This is a genomic window from Carboxylicivirga linearis (assembly GCF_018271995.1).
In the GTDB taxonomy this organism is placed as follows: Bacteria; Bacteroidota; Bacteroidia; order Bacteroidales; family Marinilabiliaceae; genus Carboxylicivirga; species Carboxylicivirga linearis.
This window is the reverse complement of record NZ_JAGUCO010000004.1, coordinates 222,830-238,297: the sequence shown is the minus strand read 5'-3', so window position 1 is coordinate 238,297 and position 15,468 is coordinate 222,830. Positions and strand designations below refer to the sequence as shown.

Sequence of the window (15,468 nt, the reverse complement as noted above, 5' to 3'; positions counted from 1 at the left end):
TACCTTAGCGGGCTTTAACTCAAATATAGATGAGCAATAATCAAGGTCAGGCTAAAGGATATATTTATACAGCGCAAGCTTTTGTAAGCTGGGGTTTATTAGCTGTATATTGGAAATTACTAAGTCATGTACCGGCTCTTGAGATATTAGCACATCGAATATTTTGGTCGTTTTTATTTGTGCTGATATTTTTATCGGTAAAGAAGAAACTGCATCTAAAGCAAATATTCAGAAATAAAAAATCGTTTCTTACACTTGTTGTAACCGGATTGCTGGTTGGTAGTAACTGGGGCGTATACATTTATGGGGTTAATGCAGGCCATATTGTTGAAGCTAGTTTGGGATATTATATTACTCCGCTGGTAAATGTGGTATTAGGAATGATTTTCTTAAAAGAAAGGCTCAGTAAGCTTCAAATTATAGCACTATTATTGGCGGTTAGTGCAGTAGCTTATCTAACAATCGACTATGGCCGTTTTCCTTGGATATCAATCTATTTGGCTTTTTCTTTTGGTCTTTATGGCTTATTAAAAAAGAAAAGTGGTGTTGAACCAATGCCTGCCTTAGCCATTGAAACAATGGTATTAACACCTTTTGCATTAGTGTATATAATTGGTGGCATAATTGATGGATCGGGTCATTTGTTTAACGGTACACTGCTAACCAATATTCTATTTATTGTGGCCGGAGTAGTTACTACTCTTCCGTTATATTGGTTTGCACAAGGCACCAAAAGAATACCGCTAACTTCTGTTGGGTTTATGCAGTATATAGCACCAACCATCATGTTATTATTGGGAATCTTTCTTTATAACGAAGGATTCCCTATTGAAAAACAAATTGCTTTCGCCTCCATTTGGTTAGCCTTGGTTTTTTATAGCATTGCTGTTATAGGTAAGTTTCGTAAGCGACATAAAAGTCAGTAGGTTTTATCTGATTAGATTGTTAGGTGATTTAAATTGAGAATGTTATTGAAAGATTATTTGAATGTTGCTTAACATTCTTACTAGTGTATTGTTATAAACACTAGAACGTTCACTATACACCTGATTATTATGAAAAAGATAGCATTAACTACTTTTGTACTTATAGCTGTATTAGCTGTTGGCTTTATCTGGCTTAAGCCCTCAGAACCCAAAGCAATTTCCATCCAAGATTCTGAAGAACTGTTTAAGAGTTACTGTTTGAGTTGTCATAATGCCCAAAAATCATCGTTTATTGACAGAAAATGGTTTTTCGGTAATAGCAGAGATGAAATATTTAACAGCATTAAAAATGGTCGTCAATCCTATGGTATGCCCTCTTTTAATGCAGGTTTAAAGGATGAACAGATATATGGATTAGCAGATTATATAACAGAGCTGTCGGCAAAGAGTGCAGATGATGATAATTATGTGGTAAGTGAAGCAGGAGTTCATCATAGTCAGGTTATGGATTTTACTGTTGAAACCGTTGTTGATGGTCTGGATGTTCCATGGGGACTGGAATTTTTACCCAATGGAGATTTGCTTATTAATGAGCGTGATGGTCGTATGATTAGGTATACGGTAAATGGCGAAAAGGAGGAGATAAGTGGATTACCTGATATTGTTGCCAGAGGGCAAGGAGGTTTGTTAGACATTGAATTACACCCCAATTACTCATCAAACGGATGGTTGTATTTCTCTTATTCTTCACCCAATGAGGATAATCCAAAGTTGGCCAGTACTGCTATTATGAGAGCGCGGTTAAAAGGTAATCAGTTGGTTGATCAGGAGAGAATATTCAGAGCTATGCCACAAACCGAAACAAGACATCATTACGGTTGTAAGCTGGAGTTTGATAAGGATGGATACCTCTATTTCTCGGTAGGTGACAGGGGGAATCGCGACCGACATCCTCAATACCTCGATAATGATAACGGTAAGATTCATCGTATCAATGATGATGGAACAGTTCCAGACGATAATCCATTTGTGAATGATACAAAAGCTAAATCAACCATCTATTCTTATGGACATCGAAATCCGCAAGGTGTTTGTATGCATCCTCAAACCGGTCGTATCTGGACCGATGAACATGGACCAAAGGGAGGAGATGAGTTAAATCTGATTGAGAAAGGTAAAAACTATGGCTGGCCTGTAATATCATTCGGAATTAACTATAATGGAACCACTTTTACCAACGATACAGCCAAAGTCGGCATGGAGCAACCTGTTACTTATTGGATTCCGTCTATTGCACCATGCGGAATGACTTTTGTAAAAGGCGATAAATATCCTAAATGGAAAAACAATATACTAACCGGATCCTTAAGTTTTCATTATTTGCATAGAGTAGAGTTAAAAGGGGATAAAGTGGTAAATCAAGAGCGCCTGCTTGAAGGTATTGGACGTGTTAGAAATGTGGAGATGAGTCCGGATGGATATATTTATGTGGCGATTGAAAAACCAGGTAAAATTCTAAAGTTGATTCCACAATAATTTATGGATAGTAAAAGGTTTGCTCTTTGTATAGCATTATTTATTTGGGGTTTTGGTCCGATAAGAGGTCAGCAATGGAACGACCAACAAAAGGATTCGTTATTGACTTTAGAACAGAAAAAACTCGATGAAATAATAATTAATGCTCCGGTTTATATCCAGAAGTTAGAAAGTTGGTCAGGTGCTGTTTCAATAATTGATTCCATGCAGATTCGATCTGGAAACAGTTATCAATTATCAGAGCAAATAAACACAATACCAGGTGTGGTGATGCAGCAAGGTACCATGAGTACCAATCGTATTACCATTAGAGGAGTAGGGTCGCGTACTGCCTATGAGAGTAATCGCATTAAAGCTTATTGGGGTGAGATGCCTTTAACAAATGGTGATGGAGTGACTTCCATCGAAGATATTTCATTAAATGATATTGGAGGTATTCAGGTATTAAAAGGACCATCTTCAGCATTGTTTGGTGCTGGTTTGGGAGGTGTTATTTTTATTGATCCATGGAATGCTGTAAACAATAATGAGGTCTACTTTAAGAGTGAGATGGGTAGTTATAATACTATTTCTAACCAATTAAATGTTAGTTTCAAAAATGCCACTTCAGGCATATATTCTATCACTGCCGGGCAGCTCCATACCGATGGTTATCGCGAGAATAGTAATTACAACCGATATACTGTTACTTTGAAAGGGAGGCAGCCAGTTGGGAAAAATTATCTACATTTTTTATATAACTACAGGTACTTAAACGGTCAAATTCCAAGTTCGCTGGATAGTACCGATTTTAATGATAATCCTAAAAAAGCAGCTCGCTCTTGGAAAAATATTCAAGGATATGAGAAAACGGGCAGACATTTGATTAACCTGGGTTTTAGCTCACCATTTTCAAAAAATACCAGTAATGTTATTAACATGTTCTACAATAATTCCAATCTGGACGAGTTAAGGCCTTTTAATCGTTTGGATGAACAAAGAACAGGGCTGGGCATGCGAGAAAAATTCACTTTCACCAAAAATAATCTTAGAATTGATTTGGGAGGAGAGTTGATGTGGGAGCAGAACCAACTTGCATACTATGGAGTAGATTCCGATAATAAGGATGATTTGCTGAACTCAAATAATATATCCCGTTCGTATGTGAATGTTTTTGTGTTATTTGAATATCAGTTTCATCCAAAATGGACACTGCAAGCTGCAGCAAATGTTAATCAAACTTTTTATACATCAGAGGATGATGGAACAGGAGTGAAGTATGATCATCGCTATGATTGGATTGCATCGCCACGTATAGGTTTGAATTATAATTTCTATAAACAAATGTACCTGTATGGATCTTTTGGGCATGGTTTTTCAACACCTTCTGTTGAAGAAGCTCAAATGCCCGATGCATCTTTCAATCGCGATATTAAGCCGGAAGAAGGGTGGAATGCCGATTTTGGCTATCGCTTTCATTCAGATAATGCAAAAACCAGGATAGACCTTACTTTTTATTGGATGAGATTGAGTAACCTATTGGTTACTAAAAGAGAAAGTGAAGCTGTTTTTTATGGTGTCAATGCAGGAGAAACAACACATAACGGCCTTGAACTGACTGCAAATAAAAGCTTTTTTGAAATTAAAGATAAAAGACAATTAGATGTTTCGGTGGCATACTTTACTTCTGTAAATAAATTCAAGAATTTTATTGACGATGGAGATGATTACAGTGGAAATCATTTGCCTGGAATCCCAAATTACTCGTTTTCGATTGATGGACATCTCTATATTAAACCTTTTCATATTAATGTAAATTATAAAGCAGTTGGGAGCCAATACTTAAACGATAGTAATTTAAAAGAGTACGAAAGCTATGCCAAGGCCGGAAGCAGGATACTTATTGATGTTGTTTCTGAACCATTTAAAGGTTCAGTTTATTTGGGTGCAGATAACCTGTTCAATACACATTACGCTTCTATGGTGTTAATTAATGCTCCATCCTTTGGTAATAATGCGCCTCGTTATTATTATCCGGGTTTACCTTTTACTATTTATGCAGGGTTCAATCTAAGTTTTTAGTTAGATTTGATGAGTTTTTAAATGACGGGTATGAATACGCTGGTAAAATCTTTCAATGAGTTAAGTGTTGATGAATTATATGGAATCCTTCAACTGAGGGCTGAGATATTTGTGGTTGAGCAAGATTGTGTTTATAACGATTTGGATGGTAATGATCAGAAGGCTTATCACCTTATGATTAAAAAAGATGATACTAATGAAATAGTGGGTTATGCCCGAATGTTAGATAAAGGAACTCGATTTAAGCAAGCATCAATTGGTCGTTTGGTGGTTAAGAAAGAAGTTAGGTTTAACGGTCTGGCCAGACGTATAATGACTGAAGCCTCACAATGGATGAAGTTACGTTGGGATGTTGATGATATTCATATTAGTGCCCAAAAGTATCTGAAAGCATTTTATTCAAGTTTGGGATATCAGATTGTAACAGATACATATCTCGAAGACGGTATTCCTCATGTAGGTATGGATCTGAAATTTTAATCTCTTAATCGAAACGTACTTTCTTTAAAAAGAAATTAGGATTGAATACCAGATTAAGACCATAGGCATAATCAAACTGCGCATTCGGAATATCGTAATATGTTTCAAGTACAACGCTAAACTTAATTTTTTGTAAGAAATCTTTCGAAAATGTAAGTTTAGTATTTAATAACTCCCTTTTAGGTTGATAGTAATAACTGGATTCATCAACTACTTTATAGTCTGAAACCGATTGGAATAGGTGACTTCCTTTGGGAGCCACAAAATTATTTGCATGCCAATAGCCTACCATTAAAAGACCATATTTATATCCTATTTCAGCAACCGGATAAATAGCCTGACCATTAGAGAATGGTAACCCCGATTTTTCTGTTAAATCCTGATACCAGGCTCCGTAGGTTGCCAAACTAACGTTTTGAATAAATCCGCTACCTATCGTTTTATTGAATTTTACTCCACTGGCTATGTTGGCCAATGATTGCATGGGTTCTTCAAAATCGCTTATCTGACCACCCAAATGAGTGGCAATTAACTGGCCTGGAATACTTATTTCCCAATCACTGTTTCCGGTTAAGAATTTATATTCCGTACTTACTCCGGCAGTAAATTTTTCAGGTTTGTCATCGCCAATTACAATAAATTGTTCCCAGTCAACCCATGTATCAAACCATAGGTGCTCGTTATCGTAAATAAACTGAAATCCGTTTTCAATGGGACGAGAATATTGGTTTTCGGGATCGAAAATAGGCTCAAGCAAACGGTGGTGTACATCACCTCTTAATCCACCCATTATTAAATCAAAATTGTCGCCTAATTTTGTGTGAATAGAAAAGGTTGGTATTACATTGGTGAATTGTTCCATTCCACTGTATTTTACTACATGCAAGCCTGCTTTAATACGTAGATCTGAACCAGCATAATACATAAGCGATGGCTGAATGGCATAGCCCATTAAAGTGTAACCCTCGGTAAAATCACCAAAATACTCGTTGTTTTTTACGAAGTTGTTGTTTTCAATTCTGAAGTATAGGTTGTTATTCATTCCTGCACCAAACTCAGGATAGGTATATCTCCAAACCTGATCGACTTGTGCAACTGATGTTCCAATACAAAAAATTAATAAACCCCAAACAAAAATCCTTCTTAACATTTAACCCTTAACATTTACTTTCCCCAACAAAAAATCAATATCCAGTTAATATACTGGATATACAATAAAAAAGTTTCTAAAAATATTTCTTTTTGCCGGAGTTGCAAATGGTAACAACTATTAATTTAAATCATTTGCGTCTAAGGCGCTAATTAATTGATTGTAACGTCTTGTTTCAAAGGCTACTTCATCATCGTTCGACATGTGTATTCGATTCTTTTTGAACATCACTTCCTTTATTTTTACCAGATTGATAAGGTAGTGTGGATGACAACGAAAGAATGCGTGTGAGCTTAGAATTGATTCGTAACGTCTGAGTGGTTTATTTGTGAAGAAATAACTTCCATCTTCAAAATAAAAATTCGCACCTCCTACAATGGCTTTTGCCCATATTATTTCTTGTATTTGACAAACCTTAATCGAATTTTTCCCTTGAAGTACAACTTTCTTGTTCTTATTTTGGTAGTTGATGTTATCAAAAAGGGCTTTTATTTTCAGATCGTATGATTCATCTCTAATTTCATCAATGGCCTTATCAATAGCAATAATTAATTCGTTAATGTCAAAAGGCTTAAATACAAAATCGACAGATGAAAATTTAAGAGCCTCCAAAGCATATTCGTGGTAGGCCGACATAAATACCACCTTATAGTCATTGAACTTACTTTGTTGCAGTATGTCAAAAGCAGTGCCTCCTACTAGATGGATATCAAGAATTAATAAATCTGGATGTAATGTTTCAACGGCATCTAAACCATCTTGAACACTAGATACCTTCCCAATTATTTCAATTTCCTGGAAGTGGTTGTTTATAATTTTCTCAACCGCTTTCTGGTTGTATAAATCATCCTCAACAATTAAAAGTTTGATTGGTGTCATAATCTTTCCCCTCTTTTATGATTTATTGGTGATGACAGGAATTTCTATATGAGCTACAGTTCCCTGAGATTCTATACCTCTGCTTCTTTTATCATATATCTCTAAAACAGTTTTTTTCTTTGTGTCTTTTTTAATAATGTCCAGGCGCTCCTGAGTAATCTTCAAAGCCATCGAATCATGACTTTTTCCTGTTTTATTGATATTTTTCGTGTAATCAATTCCTATGCCGTTGTCCTCCACTTCAATAATGATGCCATAACCACCTCTCTTAAATTGAATCTTAATATAGCCACCACTTCCAATAGGTTTAATGCCGTGCTCAATGGAGTTTTCAATAAATGGTTGTATAAGCATTGGAGGAACCTTTGCATTTGACTTTTTTAATTCATCATCAATAATTAACTCATATTCGAATGGAGGTGAAAAACGTAATTGTTGAAGGGTAAGATAATATTGAATAATCTCTATTTCTTCGCTAATTGAAATGTATTCGTAATTACTGCTGCGTAAGACCTGACGCATTAGTTTGGAAAAGTCAGATAAAAAACGACTTGATTTAGTCATATCGTTTTCAAGAATAAAAACCTGTATGGCACTAAGAGCATTAAATATAAAATGGGGGTTCATTTGTGTTCTTAGCAATCTTTGCTGGAACTTTAAGGTTTTATATCTGTTTCGTAAACGAATTTGAAAGGCGAACAAAAGAGTAATAATAAACACCACAATAGCTACTATTATTACAATCATTATGTGATATTTCTGCTTATCTATTTTATTTTTTTGAAGCAGTGTTTGTTTGCTTAGTTCTTCGACCTTTAGCTTTCGGGTGTTTTCAAGGTAGTTATCTTCGGCCATCGTCATATGAAAAATGTTTTTTTCATTGATGGTGCTATCTCTGTATGCTGTGCTGAGCTTGTGATATTCTAATGCCTTTTTTATCTGACCTTTTTTCTCATAGGCTTGCGAAAGGTTATTGGCAGCTTCTTCGGCAGTGTATTTCGAACCAATTTGCTGGGCGCTTCTAAGTGCTTTATTTAAATAAAGAATGGCAGCATCCGGATGATCATCGTCGAGGTATGTTTTGCCAATATTACTGTAGCTGATGGCAACATTCATCAAGTCTCCGGATTCGGTATTTGCCTCCAGTGCTTTGAATAAATATTCCAAAGCCAGTCGGTATTGTTTTTTATTAGTATAAACACGACCAATACTATTGTAGCAAATAGCCTGCCCCACCTTACTGTTTATTCTGGAATTATATTCCAACGATTCGAAGTGATAATAAAGTGCTGAATCCGTATTGTTTAACTTCTGGTAAGCATCTCCAATATTATTTGTATTGATGGCCATACCTAAAAGATTGTTCATCTTTTTAGAAAGATCCAATGATCGATGGAAGTATTCAATAGCAGCAAGATTACGGTTGAGATTAAAACTTACATTACCTATGCCATTGATAGCTGTGCTTATATGAAATGAATCTTTGTTGTTTTCAGCAATGGTTAACGATTGCATATGCATATCAAGTGCTTTGCTGTTTTCATCTACCCGTCGGTAAACAGTCCCCATTTGATTGTATATTTCCGAAAGTAAGAATGGATCCTGCAGTTCTTCAGCTATCTCCAGTGCATTTTCATGAAAACTCATAGCCTTGGCATAAAGCGATTTATTTCTAAATCTTTTGCCAATTATATTATAAATATTAAAAAGTTGATATTTAAGCTGTTTGTTGATGGCTAGTTCTTCAGCCTCTTTTAGAAAGCTGTCGTATTCATTCAGGTTATTTAATTTAGGATTATAGGACTCAAGTGACTTTTGAATAAGTTGAGCAACTACCAATGAATCGGGCGTAACAGTACCTGTTTCATTTACGGCCTCCACTTCAGGTGAAACCGGAAGTGAACAATTACAAAGCACCAAAATGAAAACAGACAGGGCGATGGCTAATCTTACATACTGCATATCAGGTAGCAATGTAATCAAAAAACAAATTGGTTAAAAGAATTAAAATAATAAGTTATTCACATTTTAGGCAAGTAATTAACAGTGTATTACCCTTGTAAGTTTATTGTATATTTGGGCAAATTTTGAAGTGTGAAAATTGGTAGTCTTGATTTAGGGAAACATCCTTTATTGCTGGCCCCTATGGAGAGTGTAACAGATCCTTCGTTTAGGTCGCTTTGTAAGGATTTAGGTGCGGATATGATGTACACCGAATTTGTGTCGGCAAAGGCCTTGGTAAGGAAGGTGAATAGGACCGTTCGGAAGTTAGAAATTGCAGAAAAAGAGCGCCCGGTTGGGATTCAGCTGTATGGTGGAGATGTTGATCTAATGCGTGAAGCAGCCATCATGGCAGAAGAGGCTAATCCGGAGGTAATTGACATAAACTTTGGATGCCCGGTTAAGAAAATTGCTACCAAAGGAAGTGGATCAGGCTTATTACGCGATATTCCTACTTTACTGGAAATAACAAAATCCATTGTGGATGCAGTTAATGTACCGGTAACTGTAAAAACCCGTTTAGGATGGGACGATAATAGTTTGGTGATCGAAACGTTGGCCGAACAATTGCAGGATATGGGTATTGCTGCCTTAACCATTCATGGGAGAACCCGTGAGCAAATGTATTCAGGTAAGGCAGATTGGACATTAATAGGCAAGGTAAAGAATAATCCGCGGATGCATATTCCTATTATTGGAAACGGAGATATAACCGGCCCAGAGAAAGCCCGCGAATTAATAGATCGTTACGGTGTAGATGCATTGATGATTGGGAGGCCTGCTATAGGAAAACCCTGGATCTTTAAAGAGGTCAAACATTATTTAAATACAGGAGAGCTGTTACCGCCTTTGTCAGTTCCGCAGCAAGCTGAGTTGTTAAAGGAGTTAGTACGTCGGTCGGTAGATTATATTGATGAAAAAGCAGGTATACTTCATGCCAGACGTCATTTGGCTAAGGTATTTACTGATTTACCAGATATACGGGAATTGCGAATAAAGTTACTTACCCGGAAACATGTGCCAGAGGTATTAGCTGTGCTGGATGAAATTGTAGAACGTTATTCCGATTAAGGCATTCCGGTTTCGGAATAATATCTTTTTACTATTACCTTAACCGGATACCATGCTGCCAGATATCCAATTATGCATACAGTAACTAGTACCAGAAATACATCACTCCATACAAGTTGCACCGGATAAGCATCAACCAGGAAGGAGCCTCCACCGGAAAACTTAATTAAGCCAACATGTTGTTGAAGGAGCACAAGTACGATGCCTAATACAAGGCCGATAATAACGCCTAGAAGAGAAATAAGTAAGCCTTCAACGAGGAAGATGCGGGTAATCAATTTTCTATCGCCACCCATGCTTTTCAACGTAAAAATACTTTCTTTCTTTTCGAAGATAAGCATTGACATGGTGCCAATAACATTAAAAGCAGCAATGGCTAATATAAATGACAAAATTAAATAGGCCATTAGCTTTTCAACTCGCATAACCTTATAAAAGGCCTGATGTTGCTCTTCTCTGTTAAGAGGCTTAAGCTTGCTGCCTGATATTTTTTCAATTTCCTTTTTAACCTTATCTGTTAGGTCAGGATTTGTTACTTTAACATATAAACTCGAAATAATATTTGAGTCATATTCAAATAAGCGACGAGCCTGATCAATTCCAATTATTAAATATTGACTGTCGTATTCTGGTTGTTGAACCATAAAAATACCGCTGGGATTGATGTATTCCTTTCGGAAGGCATTTTGAGGTGCCATCATGTTTATGCTTCCGGTTCGCTTAGGAACATACATTACCAGTGGGGTAACAAAATTAAGTCGGAGTGCTAACTGGTCGGCTAACAAACCTCCAATAACTCCCAAATTACTGTTTTTGTGATGAAGCTTAAATTCACCATCAACAATTATAGAATCAATGCTGCTGATTTTATTAAAAGTACTATCAACACCCAATACCATTGCTGGTGCTCTTCGTTTGTCAAACTTCAATAAAGCTTGATTCTCTAATGTTTCGGATACAAGCTCAATACCGTCAATATTTTTAATATCCTCAAGGTTGATAGAGTCAAGCGAGATAACTTTGCCTTCGGAGGGCACCACCTTTAGGTCGGGATCGAAATTGCCATATAAGTTACCAACAAAGTCATGCAAGCCATTAAATACCGATAGCACAACCAATAAAGCCATACTTGCCGTAAGTACACCAACCATTGATATTAATGAAATAACATTAATAACGTTTTGTGATTTCTTGGCAAATAAATAGCGACGGGCAATGCTAAAGGCTAAGTTCATTATCTATTTTTTATGGGCAACAACCATTAATCCTGTTCCTTTTTTATGCTCCGAGGCTGTATCAATCATATTTAGAATAAAAGCCAGTGGATAGGTAAGGATGTAATAGAAAGGTAAGAGTATGAAAAATACTTTACTTGCATTCAGCATCAGGATAGGAAATTTCATTGATAACTTCCATGACAGACTTCCTGGTTTGCCATATGTATAGTGTGTTTCAATCTGACTAAAACCAGCCCTTTCGAGTTTTTCACGAATGTCGTTGGCGTTATAACCATCTCTAACATGCTCATCAATAAATCCATGTACCCCATCTTCCTCGTGGTCGTGATGAGTATCTGAACCGCCCTGATCTGAAGGTGTTGATATGAGTAAGGTTCCGTCTTTTTTCATCGATTTAAAAAAGTTTTCAAAAACCAACTCATCTTCCAATATATGCTCCATCACATCAACCGAAAGAATCAAATCGTAAGTGTCGGGCTTAACGAATTTAGTCAAGTCTCCAATCTCAAATTTAACCCTGTTGCCTCGGCCTATCTTTTTGAAAAACTGATTGCAATCTTCAATTTGCTCTTTTTTAACGTCTACCCCGGTAATATTCCATTTTTTACCTAATGTTGACATAAAATAGTCGTATTGACCAAATCCGCTACCAGCATCAAGTACATTAAGTTGTTCGGCAGATTGAGATGCTTTTATTTTTAACTCACGGCGAATGTACCACGATCGAAGTAAAAGCAGATCGAGTAAGCGATAAAATAAAATTCGTAGAGCAGGTGTTTGGTTAAAAATTTTACCTAAAGAACGTTTTATTGGGTCGTACTGCATGGTTTTAATCTTTTAACAGGCGATCGATGTTATCTAAATAGTCAAGGCTATCGTCCTTGAAGAATTTTAATTCAGGAATGATACGCATTTGTTTTCCCACTCTTTTGCCTAATGCAAATCGAATTTGATGTGCATTATCCACAATTTTATTAAATACTTCATCAATATTATTTGATGGGAAAATACTTAAATAAACTTTTGCCTGTCCTAAATCGGGAGAGATGCGCACAACGGTTACAGTTACCATTACGCCCATAACTAGTTCTCGTACTTCTTTTTGAAAGAGCTCGCTAATTTCTTTTTGCAGCAAGCGCGATATCTTCTTTTGTCTCGTTGAATCCATTGCTATGTATTTACAGCTGCGAAATTAAGATTTTTCGATGGATTATTCATTTTATATAAAGAAACCTGCAACTAAAGTAGTTGCAGGTTCAGTTAACTAAAACCAAATTTATGAACTAAATCCTTTTTTTTATCTATTTTGACGAGGTCCGCCACCACCACGTCTGCCACGTTCTTTCATTCTTTGTTCCTGAAGTTCAAGGTGCTTTTTATACTGTTCGTCAGTTAGAATTTTTTTTAACTCTGCGTTTCTGTCATCCCTCATTTTCTTCATCGATGCTCGCATCTTATCCCTGTTGCCTTGATTCTCATCACGAGCCTTCTTCATTTGCTCTGCAAATTTTGTATTAAGATCAGACACCTGCTTTGTTTGTTTTTCGTTAAGATCTAAATCTTTAACCATTTGTTCAGTTTGTCTTTTAACAAATTCTTCTGAATTAGGCCTGCTGTTTTGTGATATTGCAGTAACTGAAACCAGGAGGGATATCACCGCGGCAAAAATCAATTTTTTCATGTATTTTAAATTTAGAGATTTGATTATTAGACGATTTTTACAGAGTTATTCCTTTGGTTAAACTTTAAATAAATGAGTCGAAAAAGTAGGGATGTGTGTAATAGTCAGAAAATCAGGGCCAAACAATCCCTTGTGTTTAATTGTTTAAAACTTGTTAGATACTTTATTGTTATTTTTAGTCTGAAATTGAGATGATTATAAAAAATTGACTTTATTTGTAAGTATGCTAAAGATTAGAATTCTTTATGTTTAGGGGGTGGAGATATAGTATATCTATCGTTTTATTGGGGGTAATTAATTTATTTGCCCATGGGCAGTCAGGCTCTGATAAAAGCGTTAAAAACAGAGAGTTAAATAAGGCTTTTCAGTACGAAGAAGTAGGTAATTTTAGTAAAGCTATTGAGATATTTAAAGATATAATAGATGACTCTCCGGGTTTTATTGAAGGGTATTTACATTTGGGTATCTGTTACCTGAATCTCAATAATAGTGCAGATTCAGCATTGATTTATCTAGAAAAGGGGTTTGCTCAGTTAGAAAATGAGGATGCATTTTCTAATATGGGTATTGATTTGCAGCTCACACTCGCAAAGTGTTATCAAGTAATAATGGAAACCGATAAGGCACTTGATATTTATTCATATATCGAAAAAAACATTGATGACACACAGGTAGATTTACTTGACTTGATAAGTAAAGAAAAAAGTATGTGTGAGAATGCTAAAGTGTACCTTCAGAATCCTATTGATATTACAATTACTAATTTGGGTGAGAAAATTAATAGTAAATACGATGATCATAGCCCATTAGTCACTGTTTTTGATGATTTGGTAATTTTTACTTCTCGTCGGTCAGATGCTAAACTAGCAAAGCATGAAGACGGTCAGTATCCCGAAAAAATTTATACTGCGTATTTTGATGGGGAATGGCAGAAAGCATCTTCCTTGACCCATTTCTTCAGAAAATCAGAGCATGAATCAGCTTTGTCCTTATCGGCTGACGGTAAAGAGTTGTTTATCTACCGAAATGACGATGAGGGTAAAAGTATATATGTAAGTAAATACAAAAACGAAGAATGGCTTGAGCCAGAAAAGCTGCCATATCCGATTAATACACCAGCCGATGAAACACATGCCTCCTTATCGGCAGATAAAAGTACCTTGTTTTTTGTGAGTAATAGAGAAGGTGGATGGGGAGGTACCGATATTTATATGGTCAAAAAAACGGATGATGGTAATTGGGGGAAGGTGCGTAACCTGGGACCTAATGTAAATACCAAATATGACGAAGAAACAGCAATGATTCATCCGGATGGGAAAACACTGTATTTTGCTTCTGAAGGTCATAGCAGTATGGGGCGAATGGATGTTTTCTTTACTCAAATGAGGCCAGATAGTACATGGGAAGAGCCTGTAAATCTTGGCTATCCAATAAACACACCTGATGATGACTTTTTCTTTTACCCTACTCTGGATAAAAGCAAAGCTTACTATGCCTCAGCCCGATTTAATGATAATTATGGTGGTTCGGATATTTATAAAGTAGAATTTGATGATGCTTTTGAAGGCGAGTTGGCTGTTATCGAGGGCGAGGTTCAGGATAAATCTTTGCTGAATGAAGGATCGGTTAGAATTATGGTTACCCGTCAATCAGATAATGAATTAGTAGGTGATTATAGGCCCGATGAAGAATCAGGTAAGTATTTGATGTTTCTGGAAGCCGGACAAGAATATGACATTAAAGAAAAGAAGGGTGAAGAAGAGGTTAGATCTTCGGTTTTAGATGTTACACCTCAGATGGCATACGAAAAAGAAATTCCGGTTTATTCATTTGAAGATATCAGGATGGAGCCTCCTTTGGTTCAGATGATAGAGAGTAAGAACTTTGAAAAAGATGCAAAACAGATTGAGGAACAGATTATCAAAGAGATGCAGAATGTGAAAAAGGTGGATTACTATACGGTTCAGATTCTTGCTTTAAAACGGAAGCCTGTATTTGCATTTCTATATTTTAAAGGGTTGAAAAAAGATGATATTCAATCATATAAATGCGCTGATGGATATACTCGTTATGTATATGGAGTCTATAATAATAAGGAAGAATCTGTCAAAGCCAGAAAGGATCTATTAAATATGGGTCGATTTGATGATTCTTTTGTGCGTCCGATAAAAGAACTGGAAACATTGAAACTAAACTAGAGTTTAGCATGAAGATAAGATCGGCCGTTATTTTCATGTAATCTAAACCTGTTTCAAATGAATGAAGCAGGTTTTTTCTTTCCATATAAATTTTAGCTCATTAATATCTATTCAAAATCAATTAGTTAATATTTCTAAAAGAGATTTTAACAAGTTGAATTGTAATCCCCAAATTGTAATTTAATAGACAGAACTTCTGTGTTGCTGATTTACTTTAGTAAACGTGTTGATTATAAATCCTTTTGAA

13 protein-coding genes are annotated in these 15,468 nt (G+C 36.0%); 6 read left to right on the top strand and 7 right to left on the bottom strand.

The genetic code is table 11. The features are described from left to right. Positions 1–29: 29 nt before the first annotated feature. From rarD to KEM10_RS08495, 4 genes are all read left to right on the top strand, one after another. Positions 30–926 carry an EamA family transporter RarD gene (gene rarD, locus KEM10_RS08510; protein ID WP_212215564.1) on the top strand — a complete coding sequence of 299 codons (897 nt, stop codon included), beginning with the start codon at positions 30–32 and terminating at the stop codon, positions 924–926. Between the two features lie 129 nt (positions 927–1,055). Then, positions 1,056–2,462 (top strand): PQQ-dependent sugar dehydrogenase, encoded by a 1,407-nt coding sequence (locus KEM10_RS08505; RefSeq protein ID WP_212215563.1) that lies wholly within the window; start codon positions 1,056–1,058, stop codon positions 2,460–2,462. A gap of 3 nt (positions 2,463–2,465) precedes the next feature. Beyond that, on the top strand, positions 2,466–4,523 hold the full coding sequence (locus tag KEM10_RS08500; protein ID WP_212215562.1) for a TonB-dependent receptor: 2,058 nt from the start codon (positions 2,466–2,468) through the stop codon (positions 4,521–4,523). 30 nt (positions 4,524–4,553) lie between these two features. After that, entirely contained in the window at positions 4,554–5,003 is a 450-nt protein-coding gene (locus KEM10_RS08495; protein ID WP_212215561.1) for a GNAT family N-acetyltransferase, read from the top strand. A 4-nt stretch (positions 5,004–5,007) separates the two neighbouring features. Here the strand turns inward: KEM10_RS08495 and KEM10_RS08490 are convergent, their stop codons facing one another. From KEM10_RS08490 to KEM10_RS08480, 3 genes are all read right to left on the bottom strand, one after another. Further along, entirely contained in the window at positions 5,008–6,153 is a 1,146-nt protein-coding gene (locus KEM10_RS08490) for a hypothetical protein (RefSeq protein WP_212215560.1), read from the bottom strand. A gap of 120 nt (positions 6,154–6,273) precedes the next feature. Further along, entirely contained in the window at positions 6,274–7,032 is a 759-nt protein-coding gene (locus tag KEM10_RS08485) for a LytR/AlgR family response regulator transcription factor (protein WP_212215559.1), read from the bottom strand. A 15-nt stretch (positions 7,033–7,047) separates the two neighbouring features. Continuing rightward, a complete protein-coding gene (locus KEM10_RS08480; RefSeq protein WP_212215558.1) occupies positions 7,048–9,015 on the bottom strand; it encodes a tetratricopeptide repeat-containing sensor histidine kinase in 1,968 nt (655 codons plus the stop codon). A gap of 111 nt (positions 9,016–9,126) precedes the next feature. Here KEM10_RS08480 and dusB point away from each other — a divergent pair, with 111 nt between their 5' ends. Beyond that, on the top strand, positions 9,127–10,104 hold the full coding sequence (gene dusB / locus KEM10_RS08475; protein WP_212215557.1) for a tRNA dihydrouridine synthase DusB: 978 nt from the start codon (positions 9,127–9,129) through the stop codon (positions 10,102–10,104). On the opposite strand, the gene KEM10_RS08470 is transcribed toward dusB, so the two are convergent. The 4 genes from KEM10_RS08470 to KEM10_RS08455 form a co-directional block, all read right to left on the bottom strand. Further along, positions 10,101–11,339, bottom strand: coding sequence for an FtsX-like permease family protein (locus KEM10_RS08470; RefSeq protein WP_212215556.1), 1,239 nt, complete (start codon positions 11,337–11,339; stop codon positions 10,101–10,103). The genes dusB and KEM10_RS08470 overlap by 4 nt on opposite strands. Before the next feature lie 3 nt (positions 11,340–11,342). Beyond that, the gene (locus KEM10_RS08465; RefSeq protein ID WP_212215555.1) at positions 11,343–12,167 is read right to left on the bottom strand and encodes a class I SAM-dependent methyltransferase; all 825 of its coding nucleotides are present in this window, start codon (positions 12,165–12,167) and stop codon (positions 11,343–11,345) included. 4 nt (positions 12,168–12,171) lie between these two features. After that, positions 12,172–12,510 carry a 30S ribosome-binding factor RbfA gene (gene rbfA / locus KEM10_RS08460; protein WP_212215554.1) on the bottom strand — a complete coding sequence of 113 codons (339 nt, stop codon included), beginning with the start codon at positions 12,508–12,510 and terminating at the stop codon, positions 12,172–12,174. 129 nt (positions 12,511–12,639) lie between these two features. Next, entirely contained in the window at positions 12,640–13,023 is a 384-nt protein-coding gene (locus tag KEM10_RS08455) for a hypothetical protein (protein ID WP_212215553.1), read from the bottom strand. A 245-nt stretch (positions 13,024–13,268) separates the two neighbouring features. Here KEM10_RS08455 and KEM10_RS08450 point away from each other — a divergent pair, with 245 nt between their 5' ends. Beyond that, on the top strand, positions 13,269–15,221 hold the full coding sequence (locus KEM10_RS08450; RefSeq protein ID WP_212215552.1) for a PD40 domain-containing protein: 1,953 nt from the start codon (positions 13,269–13,271) through the stop codon (positions 15,219–15,221). Positions 15,222–15,468: the final 247 nt, after the last annotated feature.